The following is a 20591-nucleotide window of genomic DNA, read 5'->3' on the forward strand; positions in this document are numbered from 1 at the left end:
TATCAAACCCCTCATAATCCGTCGGTCACGGGTTCAAGTCCCGTCCGCCCTACGGTATCTTCTGGTTCCGGCGCGCCCGGCATCACCGGTCTCGTACAGGCCTCGCCATCCGCTGAGGCGGACACGCCGGCACGCCGCGGCTTCGCCGCGAGCCGAGGAACTCAGGAAGTGCCGAGGGAGTCCCCAGGTCGGGGTGGTTGCGGCCTACGCAGCGAGCCCTCAGACTGGATGGACAGCACTCGTCGTGGAGTGACCGACCATCCGCTCACCACCAGCAGAGCCCGCGACGACCGCACCCCCGATCCTGAGCCCCCTCAGATCGTCTCAGACGCCATGGCGTCTGTGATCGTCGCGCGCACCCGAGGCCCGCCATGACCACAGAAAGCATCGCCACCGTCCGCCGTCCGTCGACGCCCCGCGCCGCCGACCGTGCTCCCCGCACCGCGTCGATCCCGCAGCACGCTCTCACCGCGCGCGCCGTGATCGGCATCGCCGTGCTCGCGCTCTCCTGCTTCTTCGCCATCACCACCGAGCTCATGCCCGTCGGCCTCCTCGGCCAGATGAGCTCGTCGCTGCACGTGTCGGAGTCGACGATGGGCGTCGTCGTGACCGTCTACGCACTCGCCGTCGCCCTGCTCGCGCTGCCTTTGACGTGGGCCACCGCGCGGTTCCCGCGACGCACCGTCCTCGTCGCGACTCTCGTCGGCTACGCCGCGTCCAACCTCATGGTGGCGCTCGCACCGTCGTTCGCGATGGTCTGCGCGGGGCGCGTCGTGGGCGGTGTCGCTCACGCCCTCTTCTTCTCCGTCGCATCGGCCTACGCCACGAGGATCGTTCCGCCGAGACTCGCCGGACGGGCGATCGCGTTCGTGTACTCCGGGTCGTCGCTCGGATTCGTGGTCGGAGTGCCCGTGGCCACGACCGTCGGCGACCACCTCGGATGGCGTCTGGCAGTCGGGGCGGTCGCGGCGGCCGCGGCGGTGCTGGCGATCGTGGCGCGGCTCCTGCTGCCTCAGGTCAAGGGTGAGGCCAGCCCTCACCTGGGCTCGCCTCGCTCGTGGGCCCGTACCGGGCTCGTCTCGGTCGTGACGGCCGACCTCCTCCTCTTCGCCGGGCACTACGTCGTCTACACGTACGTCGGGCCGTACCTCGAAGGTGCCGGGCTGGCGGCGGACGCCGTCGGCGGCGCCCTCCTCGTCCTCGGCGGGGCCGGCACCGTCGGGCTCTTGCTCGCCGGGTCGTTCGTCGACCGGGCACCGCGGCAGACCCTGATCGCGGCCGTCGCCGTCATGGCCGCCGCGATCCTCGCGCTGCCGTTCGTGCACGGTTCGCTGGTCGGCACGTTCGTGGTCGCAGGAGTCTGGATGGCCGCGAACGGCACGACCGGCACCCTCTTCATGGCAGCGGCGATCAGGACAGGAGGCGTCAGCCCCGACATCGCCGGCGCCCTCGTGAACGGCGCGTCGAACGTCGGGATCGCCGGGGGAGCCCTCATCGGCGCACAGGTCTACGGGTCCGCGGGCCTTGCGGCCCTGCCGTTCGCCGCCGCTGGCGTGCTGGTGGCCGGCCTCGCCGTCGTCGTCATCGCCCGTCGAGGATTCCCGCGTCACGGTCATGTGCAGGCGACGCTCTCGACGTCGTCGATCTCGACGATCACGAGCTCGCTGCACGCGGTGACGTCGTCGATCCGCGTCGTCACGTCGTCCGTGCGTCTTCCCACGGCGGCTGTCCGCCTGACGACCGCCTCGATCCGCACCACTCGCGCCACCCCGGGGTCCTAGATCGGCGACGGTCGTCGCGGAACCCCTCCGTGTACCCCGAACGATACAGTACGTTCGTATAGATATCGATGTGCAGGGGGCAGAAGTGCCTACACGCGTACCCCGTTCTGGGTCATCGACGACTCTCAGGGTCCTGTAGGGTCGAAGCGCGTGGACGTTCGTTCTGGGGGATTCCGCCTCCGCGCGCCGCGCTCGACGAAGGGTTTCTCACCATGGCTCAGTACAAGGTCTCGTCCGACAGCCTCGCTACCGCGGCATCGCAGCTGCAGTCGGGGTCGAGCGACGTCCAGACGACGCTCTCGCGTCTCCGCAGCCTTGTCGACAGCCTCGGCAGCGAGTGGGAGGGCTCCGGCTCGGGCGCCTTCAACGAGCTGTACACCGAGTTCAACACCGCCGGCCTCAAGCTCAACGAGTCGCTCGCCGGTATCGCCGACCTCCTCAGCAAGGCGGCCTCCTACTACGCCGAGTCCGAGGCGAACGTCACGAACGCCTTCCGCAGCTGACCTGAGCCGCTGTCGGGCCGCTTCAATCCTGCGGCCCGCAACGGTGACGTGTCGGTTCGAGCAGGAGAAAGCAAGTGGTAGACGTTCGGGTCTCATCAGAGGCCGTCGATCAGGCCTCCGGTCAGGTGGCCGCGATGGTCGAAGAGTTCACGCAGCGGCATTCGCTGTGCGATCAGACGGTGTCGGCGCTCGTGTCCGGTCCGTGGACGGGGCAGGCCTCCGTCACGTTCCACGAGGGCTGGGCCGAGTGGAGTGAGGGTGCCGCGAAGGTGTCCGAGGCTCTGCACGGCATCGCGACGCTTCTGGCCGAGGCGTCCGCGCAGTACGCGGAGACCGAGGGTCGGGTCACGCGCGTGTCGCAGTCGTCGCGGGTCGTATCTGCGACGCCGGTCGCAGGAGCAGGCGGGGCCGGCGTTCCCTCCCGTGGCGGCGCCTCGACGGCGGCCGGGGGTGCTGCCTGATGGCCCGCTACCACGCCGAGGTCGGCGAGATCGACCAGACCGTCGTCACGCTCGCCCAGATGGCGGAGTTCTGCGAGCACTTGCTGACCCGGATCGATCAGATCAAGGACACCGTGTCGGCGGAGTGGTCGGGCGAGGCGTTCGCGCAGTTCCAGGCGCTGCACGCCGAGTGGGCTGCGGGCGCCGCCGAGATGAAGGCCGGTATCGGCACGATGCACCAGGCCGCGTCGACCTCGTCGTCGAACTACACGGCCGGCGTCGATGCGTCCAGGGGAGTGTGGGGCTGATGGCCGGCACCGTGCTCGACGTCGACGCGCAGGACTTCGTCACGTCGTCGTCTCACGCCGCGTCCGTCGCGCGAGCGATCTCGCAGGCCGGGGCGACCCTGCGGGGCGCCCTGTCGGGCGACTCGCAGATGGCGGGCTCCGATCCCACGGGAAGGAAGTGGGCGGCGCAGTACGACAAGGTCGCCGCCGATGCGATCTCGGGCATCGACTCGCTCGAGACCGCGTTCGGGCAGATCGCGGCCGGCCTGTCCGTCACGGGCCTGAACTACGCGACCGCGGACTGGCTGTCGGCCGGGAAGTCAGGGCATGCTCCGGGCTACACGGTCCCGTCGCTGCCGGGTGAGGTCTGCTCGGCCGCACCGCCGTCGGCGTCCGGCGGCACCGGCTCCTGCGACATCCCGGGCTGGCACTACGTCGCGGACTTCATCGGCGACATGTGGCCCGACGGCGACACCGGCAAACTCCGGCACGCGAAGACCGCCTGGTCGACGTTCGCCGACACCCTCGACTCGATCCACGGCGCCGACATCCCGCGGATCATCTCGGCTCTCGACGACACGCAGACACCGGAGATGCCGGCGATCCACTCGACCGTGACGACGGTGAAGTCGTCGGTGTCGAAGCTGGCGCAGGAGGCCCGGAACCTCTCGTCGGCGGCCGGGCAGCTCGCCGATCAGATCGACCACGTCCATCAGCAGACCGAGCAAGAGCTGATCTCCCTCGGCGAGCAGCTCGCCGCGACGGCCGCGATCGGCATCGGGCTGACGATCTTCACCGCCGGGCTCTCCGACGCCGCAGGCGCACTCGCCGGCGGGGGAGAGATCGCGGTGGCGGTGTCGCGCATTCTGGGCTTCATCGCGGAACTCGGCACGAACGTCGCCCGCGTGGTCGACACTGTCGCCGAGTCCGCCGGCGCCATCGCGAAGGTCGCCGGTGTTTCCGAACAGATCACGATCAGGATCGTGACCATCGCCGGCAACTCGGTCGTCACCGGAGTCGGCGGCGGTCTGACCAACATCGGCGTTCAGGAGATCGTCGACCCCGGTGCCGACATCGACAACTCGTTCGTCAACGGCTTCGTGGGCGGTGCCGCCTTCGGCGTCGTCGGCGAAGTCGGGAGCATGGCACGCGTCGCTGCCGTGAAGCAGTTCCATGACTTCAAGCTGAATTTGAAGGACTGGGCCGCCACCAACGGGCCCGCTGGCTACCAGATGTACGGAAGTCTGGGCGAAAAGGCATGGTTCAAGACCTACTTCCAAGGATTTGACAAGAAGGGCTATGCCCAGTGGAAGTGGCCCGACGGTGACCACGGTTTCCTCAATGGCGTCAGCAAGCCCAACTCGCTCACCGTCGGCCAGCAGATCACGAGGCTGAGCGCGAAGGGTGCCGACGGCCGATTCGCCACCGACCCAGGAACCTCCTTCGGCTCCATGTCGCTTCCGCCGGATCGGCTGGCTCCCAACTTCGTGACCACGAAATACGAAGTGCTCAAACCACTTCCCCCCTTCATTCGAGAGGGTGCAATTGACCCCGGATTCGAGCAGGCCGGCATGGGTAAGCAATACTTCTTTCCCAAAGGCATCGACCAACTGGTAAAAGATGGCTACTTGAAGGTGATCCCCTGATGAACTATTCCGATCTCGTCACTGCCGTCCAATCCGCGAGACTTGATGCGAATCGACTCGTGGATTTCGTCTCGGACGCCGGTGAGGTTTCAGCCAGCGTTGCGTATTCCATCGTCGCCACGGGGCCGGAGTTTGCCGTGTTGGCGGGAATGGGTCGCGGCGAGCTGACGGAGTTGCCCGACGACGGTTACCGATTCGCCTCCGAGTCGGATGCATGCGAGTTCGTCTGGCGCCACATTCGCTCGACGGCGGCGCCAGATCTTCTGTCTGATGATGAGGAGGAGCTCCTCAGGCGAGAGGCAGCGGAGAGTATTGCTCGCCAGACCGCCGCGTACGAAGCCGAAGCCGGTCATTGACCCCTCCTGGCACCCCACGCAGACGAAACCGAGAGGCCGACAGACTGAGCAAGTCCGCCATCGCTTGTCGATATGGCCAATGACGTGAGCTACGCATACAACATCGACAAGCTTCAGATCCGTCGCGAGAGCGGGCACGTCAATTCCGATCTTGTCAACATCGGCTCGTACGCAGAAGGGTGCCTGTGCATCGTCCACACCTCGGACGGGCGCTGGGAGACGTTCATCGGACAGCGCAGTGAAAAAGATGAACTCCACGTGTGGGACACCGAGGAAGACGCGTGCATTTACTTCCTCGGTCGGGTCGCCTGGAGGGAGTGGCACGACTGACGTCGACGATCGTGCGCGCGACGCGCTCCCGTGGAAGTTCGACGGCGGCTGGAAAATGACGTCGGTGACGAAAGGGAAACACGTGGCTCGCGAAGGACGACGCCCGTATAACGGGCCGCTCAAGGATGATGTGTACTTCGAGGCTGTGTCGCCGTCCCCGTACTACAACTTCCACACCGATTCTCCCGTGACCCAGTACGAAGTGCGGAAGGACCAAGTCCTTCTCGGCGTCATTTGGTTTTCGGACAACGACGATGCAGGCGGATTCATGTCGGCAGCCGCGTGCGGAGGCCGAGGAAAAAACGCGTCTGTCGAGTGGAACCAGCAGCTGCGACAGGCGAAGGCGGCCGGCTTGGGCCCCCAGCTGGCGGTCGAAAGTCTCGTTCGGGATGTGGATCTCGGCCAGCACGGTCGCATCGACACAGCATCGAGAAGACACTTCCCCGATTTGGCAGCCGCGCACGCGTTCGCGGCTGAACGATGAGTTCTGCAGGCCGAGCGCAGATGAATCGCGACAAAACGGGTTCCTACCGTGGGCCCCAGAGTGAAGACCTCCAGTTCAAGCTGACCGGCTCGGCGACCGAGTTCGAGTTGACCTGCGAGTCGGAGGTGCAGTTCATGACCGTCGCGAATCACGATCACGTGCTGGGCCTTCTCTGGTATTCGGATTCTTCTCTGGCAGCGGCCTTCGCCAACCGCCAAGCAGCGGGAGATATCGGACTGAACGCGGGAGTCGCTTGGCACGAGCAATTGAGCACTGCGTACGCCCGCGGTCTGCGGCCTTCGGAGGCGATCGCGTTCTTCGCAACGGTGGATCTAGGGCTTTACGGGCGTATCAAGTCCGGGGCGCCGCAGGTCGCCGCTAACTCGGCCGAGGTCGAGGCCATCGCGGAGGCACCCTCGTGATGTCCCACGCAGAGACGCCCTACGAGGGTCCGCAGAGTCAGGACGTCGTCTTCGAGAACATCGGCCCGGGCCCGGTCTTCGGTTCGACCTCCGAGCACCCGGTCGACTACCTCGTCGTCCAGGACGACCGGCAGGTGCTCGGCTTTCTCTGGTTCACTGACGACGGTCGCGCAGCATCTTTCGCCCCTCGTCGCAGCGTCGGTGGTCTCGCTCTGAACGCCGGCGTCGCCTGGCGCGAGGCTCTGCTCCACGAGGGAGCGACGGGAGCCCTACCGTCGCAGGCGATCGAGGCGCTGGCCCGCGGACGCGGTCTCGGAGTCTTCGGTCGCATTCGCCCGGGGTCGCAAGGACACGCGAGCTCGTCCGCCGAGCTCAAGGCGATGGCGGCGACTGAATGACAACACCGTGCGACGTCTGCAGCGACGGCTGGGACAAGGGCGAGCGCCCGCGGCTCGTGCTGCAGAGCATGGATCGCCAGGCGCTCGTCCGCCGAGCTCAAGGCGATGGCGGCGACTGAATGACGACGCCGGGGGAGGTGGCCACGTGGGGCGGAGACCTGTCGCAGGCGATCGTGCGCTACGTCGGCCACGGGGAGTCCTCTTACCCGCGGGAGCGCCCCGAATCGGTCGCGCAGGCTTTCGGACCCAGAAGCTCGGGCCTGGTCGACGATGTTCGCGCGCTGCTTCGGGAGACCGAGGAGTGCGCTGCCGACGTCGACCGCACCGACGCCGGCGACTCGTTCCGTGCCGTCCGCGCCGCGATGGTAGCGCGTCACCCCGAACTCGACGACGAGGCCGTCCGAGCGCTCGCGTGGGCCTGGTCGTACGGCGACCGCTGATCCGAGGGCCGACACGGCCTGTACCCCGGCACGCGACACGACTGTCGATGCCCTGGGCACCGCGGTTCTCCACAGCCCCCGCTTCGGGGGACCGAACCCCCAGCGCGGATTCGCTAATATGTCGGGGAGCACGACGCACGGGGGTGGCATGACGAACACAGGTTGGCGGGTCGCCTGGCAGACGCCGGTGGCTGTGTCCGTGTCCCCCGATCACTCGTCGCTGGGCCGAATCAGCTTCACGGCGACCGACTCCGCCGCGGGCACCGACGTCGTCCAGTTCGCCATCGGCCTCGACGTGTCGCTGACGCTCGTCACCGGCGGCGGCCCCGTCGTCGTCACCGGCCGCGAGGCCGACGGTCGCATCGTGGCCGGCGTCGTCGAGGCCGTCCACGAGACCGAGGCCACTCCGACCAGCGAGGGGGCGCAGGAGCAGGGCGAGACCCCCTCGACCGAAGCCCCCGCCCCCGCCCCCGTCGCCGAGCCCGCCGACGCCGAGCCCGTCGACGACGCAGAGCCCGACGACGACGCAGAGCCCGACGACGAACCCCTCCCGAGCCGCGAGCTCGTCGCAGAGCTCCAGCCCGATCTCGACGAGACGATCATCGAGCCCGTCGGCATCACACCCGACACCCCCCGGCAGGCCGACGCCGCCGCCGACGCCGACGCCGACGCCACCGTGATCGGCGCTCCCGCCGAGTCCGAGGACCTCGACGCCACCGTCATCGGAGCATCCGGCAGAACCGGCAACGCCGACGAGGGCGACGACCCCACCTTCCGACCCTCCGCGAGCGAACCCCGCCTCCTCCGCATCGAGATCGCCGACGCCGACGGCAGCCGTGTCGTCGAGCTCGACGCACCCCTCTACGTCGGCCGGGCCCCTCGCATCCCGGCGGAGCGTGCCGCGCAGCCCGCGGGCCTGACCGTCGTCCGCTCGGCGACACCGCACGTCTCGGCCACTCACCTCGCCGTGCTCGCCGACCACGGGATGATCCTCGTGCGCGACCTCTGGTCGACGAACGGCACGATGCTGCGCCCGGCCGCCGGCGAGCCCTACCGGCTGGACGCCGGCGAGATCCTGCCGCTGACTCCCGGGTCGAGCGTCGTCCTCGCCGACGACGTCGCCCTGACCGCCCTGGTGCCGGCCGACAGCGACGACTCCGCTGCCGCGGCGCCCACCGGCCTCGCGACGCCGGCGGCATTCTCGTCGACACCCGCCCGACCGGAAGCCGCCCGACCGGAAGCCGCGGAGCCCGCCGGTGCCCAGTAGGCTCCCGGAGGCCCCGCCGGTGCTCCCGGGCTACAACCACGTCCGCCCCCTCGGGTCGGGCGGGTTCGCCGACGTCTTCCTCTACGAGCAGAGCATGCCGCGGCGACGAGTGGCCGTGAAGGTGCTCCTTCCCGGGGTCGCCGACAACGACGCCCGCGCGATGTTCCTCTCCGAGACGAACCTCATGGCGCAGCTCGCCGACCACCCCGACGTGCTGACCGTCTACGAGGCGGCCATCGCCGCCGACGGCAGGCCCTACCTCGTCATGGAGTACTGCCCCGAGTCGTACGGGCGCACCTTCCGCACCGAGCGCCTTCCGGTCGCCGAGGTCCTCCAGATCGCCGTGGCGATCGGCGGCGTGCTCGAGACCGCGCACCGCGACGGAGTCCTCCACCGCGACGTGAAGCCGGCGAACATCCTCAAGACGTCGTACGGCAGGCCCGTCCTCGCCGACTTCGGCATCGCGGCGACGCTCGCGCGCTCCGAGGGGCAGGAGGCACTGGGCCTCTCGATCCCGTGGTCGAGCCCCGAGGTGGTCCGCGGCACCACGCAGGGCACGGTCCGCAGCGAGATCTGGGCGTTCGGCGCCACCGCCTACGGACTCCTGGCCGGTCGGTCGCCCTTCGAGAAGCCCGACGGCGACAACTCCCGCGACGCCGTCCAGAGCCGCATCATCGGTCGTGCACGCGTCGCCCCCACGGGCCGCGGCGACGTCCCGGCGAGCCTCGAACAGCTCCTGTCCGCGTGCCTCTCGAAAGACCCCGCGCTCCGCCCCGCCTCGATGCTCGAGGTCCTCCGCTCGCTCCAGGCCGTCGAGGCCGAGCTCGGCATGCGGCCGTCGCCGCTGGTCATACCGACCGCCAGCGTCATCGACTCCCGGCATCTCGCTTCGGCGCCTCACGACGATTCGACCGGCGCGTCCCAGGGCGCAGGAGCAGCGGACACCGCCACGCACGACGGCTCCACCGCGACCTCCACCACCCGCCGCCCCCGAACACGGTCGCGCCTGCCGGCCGACCGTTCGACCCGCACGGGCCGCGGCGGCACCGCGGACGACGCCGTCAGCCGCGCCGACGCCACCGAGCTCCGCACCGCGCCCGGCGCCCGCTCGGCTCGACGAAGGTCCACGGCGCGGACGCGCATCGCACTCGTGGCCTGCGGCGTCGCCGTCGTCGCAGGTGTCATCGTCACCGTCTCACTCGCGACGCGGGGTGGCGGCTCGATCCCGACCGTCGGCACGATCAGCGCCAACACCACGGCGGACAGCGTGCAGTTCTCGTGGCGCGACCCCGGTCTCGGCTCCGGCGACACGTATCTCGTGCGCGTCGACGGCGGGCAGGGGACCACCCAGCGGAGCACGACGTACACCCTCCGCCACGCAGCCACCCAGGGGCAGGCGTGCGTGACCGTGACCGTGGTGCGCGACGGCACCGACGGGGCGCCGAGTTCGTCGACGTGCGCGGGCGGGTGAGCGTGGCAGATCGTCTCCGCCGGCTCCTGCGCCGCCTCGTGGCCCGTCTCCGGGCGCGCCTTCCGCTGACCATCACGGTCGTCTCGGCGATCGTCGTCGCAGCACTCGTCGCGGTCGCGGTGATCGTCTCACCCGGCTACACGCGGCAGCGGATGAACCTCGACGACGGCTCGGCCTGGGTCGCCAACGGGGCCTCGCGCCTCGTCGGCGACGCCAACGCCGAGATCGGTCAGCTCACGACGACGATCGACACGACCGGCACGACGCTCTCCCTCCTGCAGAGCCCGTCGCACCTCGTCGTCCACGACGAGGCGTCGAACACGCTGGACGTCATGAACCCCTCTACAGCCACCCTCACCGACACCGTGCCGCTGCCCGACGGCGTGCCCGACGTCGTCGGCGCGGGTGACTGGGTGGCGATCACCCTGCCGTCGAGCGGCGACACCTGGGTGACCCGCGTCGCCGACCTGTCGAGATTCTCCGCCAAGTCGTCGCCGACGCTCAGCCTCGGCGTCAACTCGTCGTTCGCGATCGACGCCGACGGGCGCTACGCCGGCTACAGCGCCAAGAGCGGAAAGCTCGTCACGGGCACGTTCGGAGCGGCCACGGGCGGTTCGACGTCAGCGGCGGCAGCCGTGTCGACCTCGCGGAAAGTGGAGTTCCCGGGAACCTCGAAGTCCGTGCAGGTCACCCTGGTGGCCGGCCGGCCCGCCCTCTTCGATCCGTCGAGCGACCGCGCCTGGGTCGACGGCGCCTCGATCGACCTGACGAAGAACGTCGCCGACCCGGGCACCGCCCTCCTCGAACAGCCGACGACGACCGGCGACCGCGTGCTTCTCGGCCATCGAGCGGGGCTCGTCGCGCTGCCTCTCTCCGGCGGCTCAGCCACGAGTCTTCAGGCCGGGACCACCGGCAAGGCCGCGGCTCCGGTCAGCATCGACGGCTGCGAGTACGCCGCCTGGTCGAACGGTCGTGCCGAGCGCTACTGCGGCGGCGCCACGCGCGGCCAGGCCGTGCGACTGCAGGGGGAGTCGGGCGACGGCGCGATCGTCCTCGAGGTAAACGGCCACCACGTCGTCGCGAACGACCCGGCGGACGGCCGTTCGTGGGCGATCCAGAACGGCGGCCGGCTCATCGACAACTGGTCGGACTTCGACCAGAAGACGAACACCGAGACCACGAAGCAGCAGCTCAAGGACGTCCCGCCGAAGCTCGCCGCCGAGGAGGCGCCGCCGGTCGCCGTGGACGACGCGTTCGGGGTCAGGGCGGGCCGTGCGAACACTCTGCCCGTGCTCCTGAACGACTCCGACCCCAACGGCGACCCGATCGTCATCAGCCAGGTGACGAGCATCTCGCCGCAGTTCGGCACCCTCGACATCGTCGGCGACGCGCAGCAGCTGCAGCTCACCACCCGGGCGACAGCCACGGGGCACGTCACCTTCGACTACACCATCACCGACGGCCGAGGCGGGCAGGATCACGCGACGGTCACCGTCACCGTGCGGTCTCCCGGCCAGAACTCCGCCCCCGTGCAGAAGCGCGTGACCCGCACGTCCGTGGCGTCCGGCGGCACGGTCTCGCTGAACGTCCTCGGGGACTGGGCCGACCCCGACAGCGACCCGATCTATCTCGCGAGCGCGAGCACGGCCGCCCCGAACAGCGTCGACTTCACGCAGGACGGCCGGGTGACGTTCCACGACGGGGATGCATCCGGCGACCTCAAGACCATAGCGATCACCGTGTCCGACGGCACGGCGACCGGGACGGGATCCGTCTCGGTGACGGTGGGCCCGCCCGGCACCGTCGCGATCACGGCGGAGTCGTTCGCCATCACCGGCTACACGGGGCAGCAGGTGCAGATCGCTCCGCTCGGCGACGTCCGGGGCGGCACGGGCACGGTGAGCCTCGACGGCGTCAGCGCGGCGTCCGGCGACGACTCGCTGCAGATCCAGCCCGACTACACGAACGGCGTCTTCGCGGTCACCGCGTCGCGAGCAGGCACCCACCACCTCCAGTACTCGGTCACCGACGGCAAGCAGACCGCCACCGGCACGATCCGACTCGAGATCGCCGATCCGCCGAGTGAGAACCTCCCGCCGGTCACCATGCCGACGACGGCCTTCCTCTACCTGCAGGACACCCGCTCGGTCGACGTGCTCGCGAACGACTCCGACCCCGCCGGCGGGGTCCTGAGCGTCACCGCCGTCTCCGGGCTCCCGGGATCCGGCAGCGTGGTCGCCGGCATCGTCGACCAGTCGGGACTTCGAGTCCGCCTGGTGCGGACGCTGGACGCACCCGTCACCTTCCACTACACGGTGAGCAACGGCAAGGCCAGCGCCCAGGGCTCGGTCACGGTCGTGCAGATCCCCGAACCCTCGAGGCTCCAGGCGCCCGTCGCGAATCCCGACCGGGTGACGGTCCGGGTCGGCACGGTCGCCGACATCCCGGTGCTCGACAACGACGTCCAGCCCAACGACAAGCCGTTGCAGCTCGCCGGCGCGCTCGTGAAGAACGTCCCGGACGGCGACGGGCTCCTGTTCACCTCCGGCTCCGAGCTCCGGTATCTGGCCCCGGATCACCCCGGGACCTACTCCGCCGCGTACCGCGTCACGCAGTCCGACGGCCAGTACGCGACCGCACCCGTCACAATCGTCGTCAAGGGCGACGACGCCGAGAACGACCGCGCGCCCGTCCCGCAGACCGTGACGGCGAGAGTCACCGCGGGCGGCACCGTCACGATCCCGATACCGCTGGCGGGCATCGACCCGGACGGCGACGCGGTCAGCCTGGTCGGTCAGGCGACCTCGCCGCATCTCGGCGCCATCTCGAAGGTGGGCAGCGACTCGCTGACCTACCGCGCGAGCTCGTACTCGTCAGGAACCGACACGTTCCAGTACACCGTGGTCGACTCGCTCGGCGTCGGCGGCACCGGGACGATCCGCGTCGGCGTCGTCCCCTCGTCCGGCACGACCCAGGCGCCCGCGGCTCAGGACGACCTCGTCACCACGCGCCCCGGCACCCGCCTGACCGTGCCCGTCCTCGACAACGACACGGACCCGCAGCAGAGCCCGCTCGTGGTGACGGGCGCGGAGGCGACCTCGAAGGCGATCACACCGGTGACGACGGCCGACTCGGTGCGCCTCACCGCGCCGAAGACGCCGGGGAGCTACGGCGTGCTGTACACGATCCGCAACGAGCGGGGGGCCCAGGCCTCGGCCTGGCTCTACCTCGACGTGGCGAAGAACGCGCCTCTCGCGAGTCCCACGGCGACCGACGTCGTCCTCACCTCCCAAGCGGTCGCCCACCGTGCGTCGGTCGTCGTCGACGCCATGAAGGCCGTCACGTTCTCGGAGGGGCAGACCTCCGACCTGAAGCTCTCGGTTCTCCCCGGATACGGGCACGCGACCGTCCAGCCCGACGGGACGATCCGGGTCACTGTGACGGCGAAGAGTCAGATCGTGCCCTATCGAGTCACGCGCAAGGACGACCCGAAGGCGTCGGCGACCGCGTTCATCTGGGTGCCGGGGTCGCTCAGCGGACGCCCCGAGATCCGCTCGAACGCACCCGCGCTCACCGTCGTCAGCGGGTCCCGGCTCGTCGTCCATCTCGCCGACCAGCTGATCGGGGTCGGCGGGCGTCGGGTGACCCTCGCCGGATCGTCGAGCGTCTCCGCCACGTACTCCGACGGTTCCTCCCTCGTGGTCGACGACACCACGCTCCAGTACACGTCCGAGGCGAACTACTTCGGCCCGGCCTCGATCACGCTCACCGTGACCGACGGACGCCCGGGCGACGCCTCGAGCCAGGCGACACTGACCCTGCCGATCACGGTGACTCCGAAGAACGACGAGCCGCCGGTCCTGAACGGCGCGAGCATCACGCTCGAGTCCGGGGCGCAGACGACCGTCGACCTCCGGGCGCTCACCGACTACCCGTACCCCGACCGGATCGACTCGCTCACCTACTCCGCGGTCTCAGGATCCCCGACGGTCGCGACGGCGAGCGTCTCGGCCGCGACCCTGACGATCCGCGGGGTCGACGGGGTGCAGGTGGGCCGCACGGCGAAGATCGTCGTCTCGGTGCGCGACGGCCACGGCGCGGGCAAGTCCGGCATCGTCTCGGTCACCATCGTCCGCTCGACCCGCCCCATCGTGGAGCCCATCCCCGACAGCGTCACGATCCGCCGCGGCGCCGCGGCGACGGTGGACGTCCTCGCGAACGACGAGGCGACGAACCCGTTCCCGGGCCGACCGCTCCACGTGGTCAGCGTCGGCGGGGGTGCCGTGCCGAGCGGGGTCACCGTCAGCGAGAGCGCCGACAGGAGCCGCGTCACCGTCACCGTCTCGAAGTCCGCCGCGACCGGCACCGTGACCATCCCGTACGAGGTCGGCGACGTCACGGACGATCCGACCCGGTACGCGTCGTCGACGATCAGCGTGCTCGTCCAGGACGTCCCGGACGCCCCGGTCGGCCCGCCGGCGGTCGTCGCGACCGACACGGCGAAGGCGCAGGTCACGCTCGCGATCCCGCACGCGTTCCCCAACTACTCCGACGTGACCGGCTACACGGTCACCTCCACCGACAAGACCGTCACGGCGGCGTGCACGAACCCCGACGCCTGCGTCGTCTCGGGGCTCGTCTACGGCACGGCCTACTCGTTCACGGCCGTCGCGACGAACGCCCTCGGCGACGGCGCGGCCAGCCCGCCGAGCGCCCCGGTGATCGTGGACGGCTCGCCGAGCGCCCCGGTGAACGTCACGGTGACGGCGACGCACGACGACCCGAACGGGCACTCGCTCGCGATCGCCTGGCAGCCGGGCCTGTCGGTGCCTGGGAGCCCCGTGCAGAGCTACGACGTGTCGCTCACAGGGCCGAACGGCTACTCGCACACCGAGTCGGTGCCGGCCGACCAGACCGCCGTGCGGGTCTCGGATCCTGGCATCCAGCCCGGCTCCGGCTACACCGCGTCGATCGTCGCCCACAACAAGACCAATGCCAGCGCTCCGGGCACCGGCTCGACCACGGCCGTCGGCCCGCCGAACGGTGTGATCGTCACCAGCCACCTGACCGTCTCGAACGGCCAGTTCGCCGTCGAGGTCGACTGGACACCGGGTTCCGCCAACGGCGGCCCGGGTCTCAGCTACTCGGTCGCGCGGACCGACGACGGCCCGAGTTCGTGCTCGGGCAACTCGCTGCCTGGCACACCGGTCGCCGGCACGTCGTGGATCGACGCCGACCCCGGCAACAACGGCACGCAGTACCACGTCTACGCGACGAACGGCCTCTTCTGCTCGACCTTCACCTCCGGCTTCACGAACACGCGCCTTCCCGCCGCGCCGAACGGCTCGGCCGCGCTGGCGACCAACCCCGACGGCGGCGCCCAGGACATCCAGATCGGCGCGCTGACGCCCGGCGACGGCCAGCAGGTCGACCACTACGAGTACGGCCTGGTGAACGCGAACGAGGCGCAGCCGAACAGCTGGGCGACGATCGTCCAGGGCGGCGGCTTCGTCACGGGCCCGGGCCACGACACGTCCCGCTACGGCACCGCCACCGACGTCTGGGTGCGAGCGTGCAGCCTGTCCTCCGAGGACAGCTGCGGCCCGGCCCAGCGGATCGGCGCGAACCTCACCCCAGCGAAAGCAGCCACACCATGACCACGACATCGCACGGCACCGACGACTTCACGCCCCTCACCCTCGAAGAGGCGGCGTGGTTCAAGGAGGTGTTCGGGCGGCTCAGCGAGAACGTCGAGCAGGTGGTGCTCGGCAAGCCGCACGTCGTCCGCCTCGCGCTCACGACGCTGCTCAGCGAGGGGCACCTGCTGCTCGAGGACTTCCCCGGCACCGGCAAGACGAGCCTGGCTCGCTCCATCGCGCAGACGGTCGAGGGCACCAGCAACCGGATTCAGTTCACCCCCGACCTGCTTCCCGGCGACGTCACCGGCATGAGCATGTACGACCAGAAGAACGGCATCTTCGAGTTCCACACGGGCCCCGTCTTCGCGAACGTCCTCCTGGCCGACGAGATCAACCGGGCCTCGCCGAAGACGCAGTCGGCGCTGCTCGAGGTCATGGAGGAGTCCCGCGTCACCGTCGACGGCGTCACCCATCGGGTGCCCGAGCCCTTCATGGTCATCGCGACGCAGAACCCGATCGAGCAGGCCGGCACGTACCGCCTGCCCGAGGCGCAGCTCGACCGCTTCCTGCTCAAGACCTCGCTCGGCTACCCCGACTCGGTGTCGACTCGGCGGATCCTCGAGGGCGCCCGCGTCAAGTCGCACTCCCGCACGCTGCCTCCCGTGCTGGCCGCCGCCGACATGCTCTCCATGATCGAGACGGCCAAGCGGGTCGAGACCGACGCGGCGATCCTCGACTACGTCTCGCGCATCGTCGACGCGACGCGCGAGGCCGCGGAGGTACGCCTCGGCGCCAGCGTCCGCGGCGCCCTCGCCCTCGTACGCGCCTCGATGACGTGGGCGGCGACCGAGGGCCGCACCTTCGTGCTGCCCGACGACGTCAAGGCGCTGGCCGAACCCGTCCTCGCGCATCGGCTCGTGCTCGACCCCGAGGCCGAGTTCGACGGGGTGACCGCCACGAGCGTCGTCGGCCGCATCCTCCTCGACGTGGTGCCCCCGAGCGAGAGGCTGACCGTGTGACGCCCCGCTCCCCGAAGTCGAGCACGGCCAGGGTGCGATCCAGGCCGCAGGATCGCGATCGCGTCACGTCGACCACGCTCGGCCGCACCGCCACCGGCACCGGCTACACGCACCTCACGGGCACCGGCTACACGACCCTCCTGCGCACCCCGGGTCAACGGCGCCTGCTGGCGCTCCGGCGCGCCAGGACGCGCGTGCTGCGCCGCACCCGACGCGTCGCCGGCGTGGCCGCCGGTGTCGTCACGCCCCTCGGCTGGTCCGTCCTGGCCGCCACGCTGGTCGCCCTCGTGGTCGGCTACGCGTGCGGCTGGCTCGAGTTCGCCGCCGCCGGTCTCGCCCTCGCTCTGCTCTCGGCGGTGTGCCTGCTCTTCCTCATCGGCCGGACCCGCTACTCGGTGGCCCTCGAAGTCGACGCCGATCGCACCGTCGTCGGCCGTCCCGTGGGAGCGCGCGTCGTCATCGGCGACGAGTCGCGACGCCCGCTGTGGGGAGCACGGCTGGAGGTCGAAGTCGGAGGCGAGCCCGTCGGGCTCCGAGTGCCGGGCGACAACTCGTTCACCGTGCCGGCCGACCGTCGCGGCGTGGTAAGGGTCGGCCCCGTCCGAACGGTGCGTGGCGATCCGGTGGGGCTATTCCGTCGCGACGTCGAGTGGACGGCCGTCCGCGAGGTCCACGTGCACCCCGAGACGATCACCGTGCCGTCGTCCTCGACGGGATTCGTCCGCGACCTCGAGGGGAGTCCGACACGCGACCTCACGGCCAACGACATCGCCTTCCACGCCCTCCGCGACTTCCGGCCCGGCGACGATCGCCGGCATATCCACTGGAAGAGCACCGCCCGTACCGGCGCCCTCGTCGTCCGGCAGTTCGAGGAGACACGGCGCAGCCACGTCGTCATCGCCTTCAGCCTCGCGCCGGCGGACTTCGCCGACGAGACGGAGTTCGAGCTGGCCGTCGGCGCCAGCGCGTCGCTCGCGCTGCGGGCGATCCGCGACGGGCGAGACGTCACCGCGATCACGAGCCCGCCCCGCGCCCAACCGGGAGACGAGCCGAGTCGTGAGCCGCGGAACCTGAGCACCCGCACCACGGCAGCCCTGCTCGACGCCGTCAGCGAGATCGAATGGGGCACCGGCGACATCGACGTCGGCGGCCTCGCGTCGCTCGCGAACGACCTCGTGACGGGCGTCTCGCTGGTGTTCCTGGTCTGCGGCAGCGCGCCGAGCATGCGAGACCTCCGCTCCTGGTCTCTCCGCTTCCCGCCCGGCGTCGAGATCGTCGCCGTCGTGTGCCGACCGGGCGCCGTGCCCGGGCTGCGGCGCGTCGGCGAGCTGAGCGTGCTCGAAATCGGCTACCTCGACGACCTCCGCCGGGCCCTGGCGAAGGCGGCGGCGGCGTGACCGCGCTCCAGGGCGCAGGAGCCGAGGTCGCGCCGCGTCGCCGCCGGGCAGAGCGCCGCCGCGACACCGCGGCCGCCCGGCTCCTGCCCCGCACCCCCGACGCGATCTTCGTGGTGCTGCTCCTGGTGGTCGGAGCCGCGCCGCTCTGGCCCGTCTACGACAGCTCGGCGTTCGTCGTCGTCGCGGCGGCCTCCATCGTGCTCGGGGGCGCGCTGGCCGTCGTCGGCGCGGCGAGGCGGCTGCCCGCGTACGCGGTGGCGGCGGTCGCGGCGGTGCTGTTCCTCGTGGGCGGCGTTCCGCTGGCGGTGCCGTCGCAGGCGATCGCCGGCGTGCTGCCGTCGGCCGAGGGCCTCCGGATCCTGCTGGCCGGTTCGGCGACGGCCTGGAAGCAGATGCTGTCGGTGGAGCTGCCGCTGGGCTCGTACGAGGCTCTGCTCGTGCCGGCGTTCATCGTGCTGCTGGCCTCCGCGGTGACGGGTCTGTCGCTGGCGCTGCGCCTCGCCCGGCCCGGCTGGGCGGTGCTCGCGCCGGTGGTGCTCCTCGCGTTCTCGGTGGCCTTCGGCTCGCGGGCGGGGCAGGTGCCGGTCGTCACGGGGCTCGTCTTCACGGGTCTGGCGCTGGCGTGGGCGATCGTGGCCGCGAACCGACGGCGTCCGGGCCGTGAGTCCAGGGGGCGGTGGGGGAGGGCGACCGCCGCGGTCGGCCTCCTCGTCGCGACGACGCTCGCCGGGGGTGCGCTGGCCGGTGTCTGGACTCCTGCGACCTCCCGTCAGGTGCTCCGCGACGCAGTCGCGCCGCCGTTCGACCCGCACCACTACGTCAGCCCGCTGGTGACCTTCCGCAACAGCGTCCTCACGCCGGGCAAGACGACCGACCAGCTCACCGTCACCGGCCTACCGTCGGGGGCGCGCCTGAGCGTGGCCACGCTCGACGCCTACGACGGTCGCGTCTTCGCGCAGGGGTCGAGCCCCTCCTCGGGGACCTTCAGCCGCGTCGCGTCGACGATCTCGCAGTCGGGCGCCACGGGATCCGCTGCGGACGTCACCGTGCGGGTGGACGGCTACAGCGACGTCTGGCTCCCGACCGTGGGCGCCGTCACGGCGATCTCCTTCTCCGGCACCGATGCCCCAGCACTGCGGGACGCCTTCTACTACGACCGCTCGACCGACAGCGGGGCGGTCCTCGGCGGCGTGTCGAAGGGCGACGGCTACTCGATGTCCACGATCGTCCCGGCACGGACGACCGCCTCCGACGTGGCGGCGGCGAAGCCGGGGCACGCCGAGCAGCCCAAGGCCACGAACGTTCCTTCGACGCTGATCGCCGCGGCGAGGAAGCACTACGGCACGGCGACGTCACCGGGCGCTCGCCTGGAGGCCGTCGCGTCCTGGCTGCGGTCGGGCTACGTCAGCGACTCGGGGCCCGGGCAGCCGTTCAGCGCGGCCGGCCACTCGGCGAGCCGGCTCGCTGCGCTGGCGACCGCGACGCCCATGCTGGGCGACGCCGAGCAGTACGCGCCGGCTCTCGCCCTGATCGCGCGCAACCTCGGATTCCCGTCGCGAGTCGTCGTCGGCTACGCGCCCGCCGCGTCACGGACCAGGTCGGGCAGCGTCACCCTCACGGGCGCCGACCTCACGGCCTGGGTCGAAGTCGAGGACTCCGCCGGCCGCTGGCTGACGGTCGACCCGAACCCGACGCCGCGCCCCGTTCCCGACGAGTCGACGAAGCAGAGCAAGGCGGTCGCCCAGCCGCAGACCGTGCAGCCCCCGTCGCCGCCCACGCAGCACGACACGGCCGTCACCCAGAACCGCGACAGCCAGACGAACAAGCACGATCCCGGTCCGCCAGCCTGGCTCGTGGTCCTGCTGGCCGGGCTTCGAATCGCCGGGCTCGTCCTCCTCGTGGCGCTCATCGTGCTCGCGCCGCTGTGGTCGATCGCCCTCGGCCGGTGGATCCGGCGCCGGCGGAGACTCCGACGCGATCTCGACGCGACCGTGCTCACCGGCGCGTGGAGCGAGCTCCTCGACGACGTCGTCGATCGCGGCTACGCCGTCCCGCGCGCCGCGACGAGGCGCGAGGTCGCCGATCTGGTCGGGGCGCCCGCCCTCCGCACCCTCGCCGACACCGCCGAACGCAGCGTGTTCTCGTCGCAGCGCCTCGACGACGCCGAGGTCCGCGCGTACTGGGACGCCGTCGGGCGCGCGCGCCACGGCCTCGCCGACGACGAGTCCCGCTGGCGGCGACTCCGATACCATCTCACTGCCGGGTCGCTCGTGAGACGACTCGGCGTCATCGCGGCCTCCGCTCGCCACGCTGTCACCGACCGGCGCACCGCCGTCGACCGCCGTCGAAAGGACGCCTCGTGAGCCCGGCCCGCACCCTGACCTTCAGCGACGGGCAGTCCCTCACGCCGACGGGCTACGTCGTGGTCGGCCGCAAGCCGTCGGCCGAACGCCTCGACGACCAGCTCGACGGGTCGAGCGACGTGGACCTCGTGACCGTGGCCGACGACGCGCGGTCGATCTCGCGCACCCACTTCGTCCTCGGCCCCTATGACGACCTGTTCTGGGTGGCCGACGCCGGGTCAGGCAACGGCACCCGTCTCGTCTACCCCGACGGGTCGGCGTTCCGTCTCGAGCCCGGCACCCGCTACGAGGTCGACCCGGGGTCGCGGATCACGTTCGGGTCGTTCTGGGTCGAGGTCTCGTAGCCGC

General features: G+C 70.7%; 18 protein-coding genes. All 18 read left to right on the forward strand.

Annotated elements, in window-relative coordinates:
- Window positions 1–371: 371 nt before the first annotated feature.
- The 18 genes from C8E83_RS05140 to C8E83_RS05220 all read left to right on the forward strand — a co-directional run bounded on the left by C8E83_RS05140 (window position 372) and on the right by C8E83_RS05220 (window position 20587).
- Complete coding sequence (locus tag C8E83_RS05140; RefSeq protein ID WP_121368737.1) at window positions 372–1781, forward strand: MFS transporter; 1410 nt, start codon at window positions 372–374, stop codon at window positions 1779–1781.
- Window positions 1782–1993: 212 nt separating this feature from the next.
- Entirely contained in the window at window positions 1994–2284 is a 291-nt protein-coding gene (locus tag C8E83_RS05145) for a WXG100 family type VII secretion target (protein WP_170159852.1), read from the forward strand.
- Between the two features lie 74 nt (window positions 2285–2358).
- The gene (locus tag C8E83_RS05150) at window positions 2359–2745 is read left to right on the forward strand and encodes a WXG100 family type VII secretion target (RefSeq protein ID WP_121368739.1); all 387 of its coding nucleotides are present in this window, start codon (window positions 2359–2361) and stop codon (window positions 2743–2745) included.
- Window positions 2745–3032, forward strand: a complete 288-nt coding sequence (locus C8E83_RS05155) for a WXG100 family type VII secretion target (RefSeq protein WP_121368740.1) — start codon at window positions 2745–2747, stop codon at window positions 3030–3032. Before C8E83_RS05150 ends, C8E83_RS05155 begins: the two co-directional genes overlap by 1 nt.
- The gene (locus C8E83_RS05160) at window positions 3032–4657 is read left to right on the forward strand and encodes a glycohydrolase toxin TNT-related protein (protein WP_147430087.1); all 1626 of its coding nucleotides are present in this window, start codon (window positions 3032–3034) and stop codon (window positions 4655–4657) included. The genes C8E83_RS05155 and C8E83_RS05160 overlap by 1 nt, the downstream gene beginning before the upstream one ends.
- Entirely contained in the window at window positions 4657–5013 is a 357-nt protein-coding gene (locus C8E83_RS05165; protein WP_147430088.1) for a hypothetical protein, read from the forward strand. The genes C8E83_RS05160 and C8E83_RS05165 overlap by 1 nt, the downstream gene beginning before the upstream one ends.
- A 72-nt stretch (window positions 5014–5085) precedes the next feature.
- Window positions 5086–5343, forward strand: a complete 258-nt coding sequence (locus C8E83_RS05170; RefSeq protein ID WP_147430089.1) for a hypothetical protein — start codon at window positions 5086–5088, stop codon at window positions 5341–5343.
- A gap of 82 nt (window positions 5344–5425) precedes the next feature.
- Entirely contained in the window at window positions 5426–5827 is a 402-nt protein-coding gene (locus tag C8E83_RS19155) for a hypothetical protein (protein ID WP_147430090.1), read from the forward strand.
- Window positions 5824–6249 carry a hypothetical protein gene (locus C8E83_RS05175; protein WP_147430091.1) on the forward strand — a complete coding sequence of 142 codons (426 nt, stop codon included), beginning with the start codon at window positions 5824–5826 and terminating at the stop codon, window positions 6247–6249. Before C8E83_RS19155 ends, C8E83_RS05175 begins: the two co-directional genes overlap by 4 nt.
- Window positions 6249–6647: a hypothetical protein gene (locus tag C8E83_RS05180; RefSeq protein ID WP_121368745.1), complete on the forward strand. Its 399-nt coding sequence runs from the start codon at window positions 6249–6251 to the stop codon at window positions 6645–6647. Before C8E83_RS05175 ends, C8E83_RS05180 begins: the two co-directional genes overlap by 1 nt.
- A 119-nt stretch (window positions 6648–6766) precedes the next feature.
- Complete coding sequence (locus C8E83_RS05185; protein WP_147430092.1) at window positions 6767–7087, forward strand: hypothetical protein; 321 nt, start codon at window positions 6767–6769, stop codon at window positions 7085–7087.
- A gap of 148 nt (window positions 7088–7235) precedes the next feature.
- Entirely contained in the window at window positions 7236–8354 is a 1119-nt protein-coding gene (locus tag C8E83_RS05190; RefSeq protein ID WP_147430093.1) for an FHA domain-containing protein, read from the forward strand.
- On the forward strand, window positions 8344–9825 hold the full coding sequence (locus tag C8E83_RS05195; RefSeq protein WP_121368748.1) for a serine/threonine-protein kinase: 1482 nt from the start codon (window positions 8344–8346) through the stop codon (window positions 9823–9825). Before C8E83_RS05190 ends, C8E83_RS05195 begins: the two co-directional genes overlap by 11 nt.
- A gap of 2 nt (window positions 9826–9827) precedes the next feature.
- Window positions 9828–15482, forward strand: coding sequence for an Ig-like domain-containing protein (locus tag C8E83_RS05200; RefSeq protein WP_147430094.1), 5655 nt, complete (start codon window positions 9828–9830; stop codon window positions 15480–15482).
- Entirely contained in the window at window positions 15479–16483 is a 1005-nt protein-coding gene (locus C8E83_RS05205) for an AAA family ATPase (RefSeq protein WP_121368750.1), read from the forward strand. Before C8E83_RS05200 ends, C8E83_RS05205 begins: the two co-directional genes overlap by 4 nt.
- Window positions 16480–17880, forward strand: a complete 1401-nt coding sequence (locus C8E83_RS05210; protein ID WP_121368751.1) for a DUF58 domain-containing protein — start codon at window positions 16480–16482, stop codon at window positions 17878–17880. The genes C8E83_RS05205 and C8E83_RS05210 overlap by 4 nt, the downstream gene beginning before the upstream one ends.
- Window positions 17877–20243 (forward strand): transglutaminase TgpA family protein, encoded by a 2367-nt coding sequence (locus C8E83_RS05215; protein ID WP_121368752.1) that lies wholly within the window; start codon window positions 17877–17879, stop codon window positions 20241–20243. The genes C8E83_RS05210 and C8E83_RS05215 overlap by 4 nt, the downstream gene beginning before the upstream one ends.
- Complete coding sequence (locus C8E83_RS05220; protein WP_121368753.1) at window positions 20240–20587, forward strand: FHA domain-containing protein; 348 nt, start codon at window positions 20240–20242, stop codon at window positions 20585–20587. The genes C8E83_RS05215 and C8E83_RS05220 overlap by 4 nt, the downstream gene beginning before the upstream one ends.
- Window positions 20588–20591 lie beyond the last annotated feature (4 nt).

Source organism: Frondihabitans australicus (assembly GCF_003634555.1).
In the GTDB taxonomy this organism is placed as follows: domain Bacteria; phylum Actinomycetota; class Actinomycetes; order Actinomycetales; family Microbacteriaceae; genus Frondihabitans; species Frondihabitans australicus.

Excerpts from the sequence above, each read along its gene's own strand:
- C8E83_RS05185 (WP_147430092.1), top strand. The coding sequence starts at position 6,767 with ATGACGACGCCGGGGGAGGTGGCCACGTGGGGCGGAGACCTGTCGCAG.
- C8E83_RS05145 (WP_170159852.1), top strand. The coding sequence starts at position 1,994 with ATGGCTCAGTACAAGGTCTCGTCCGACAGCCTCGCTACCGCGGCATCG.
- C8E83_RS05160 (WP_147430087.1), top strand. The coding sequence starts at position 3,032 with ATGGCCGGCACCGTGCTCGACGTCGACGCGCAGGACTTCGTCACGTCG.
- C8E83_RS05170 (WP_147430089.1), top strand. The coding sequence starts at position 5,086 with ATGGCCAATGACGTGAGCTACGCATACAACATCGACAAGCTTCAGATC.
- C8E83_RS05155 (WP_121368740.1), top strand. The coding sequence starts at position 2,745 with ATGGCCCGCTACCACGCCGAGGTCGGCGAGATCGACCAGACCGTCGTC.
- C8E83_RS05205 (WP_121368750.1), top strand. The coding sequence starts at position 15,479 with ATGACCACGACATCGCACGGCACCGACGACTTCACGCCCCTCACCCTC.
- C8E83_RS05140 (WP_121368737.1), top strand. The coding sequence starts at position 372 with ATGACCACAGAAAGCATCGCCACCGTCCGCCGTCCGTCGACGCCCCGC.
- C8E83_RS05175 (WP_147430091.1), top strand. The coding sequence starts at position 5,824 with ATGAGTTCTGCAGGCCGAGCGCAGATGAATCGCGACAAAACGGGTTCC.
- C8E83_RS05180 (WP_121368745.1), top strand. The coding sequence starts at position 6,249 with ATGTCCCACGCAGAGACGCCCTACGAGGGTCCGCAGAGTCAGGACGTC.
- C8E83_RS05165 (WP_147430088.1), top strand. The coding sequence starts at position 4,657 with ATGAACTATTCCGATCTCGTCACTGCCGTCCAATCCGCGAGACTTGAT.
- C8E83_RS05190 (WP_147430093.1), top strand. The coding sequence starts at position 7,236 with ATGACGAACACAGGTTGGCGGGTCGCCTGGCAGACGCCGGTGGCTGTG.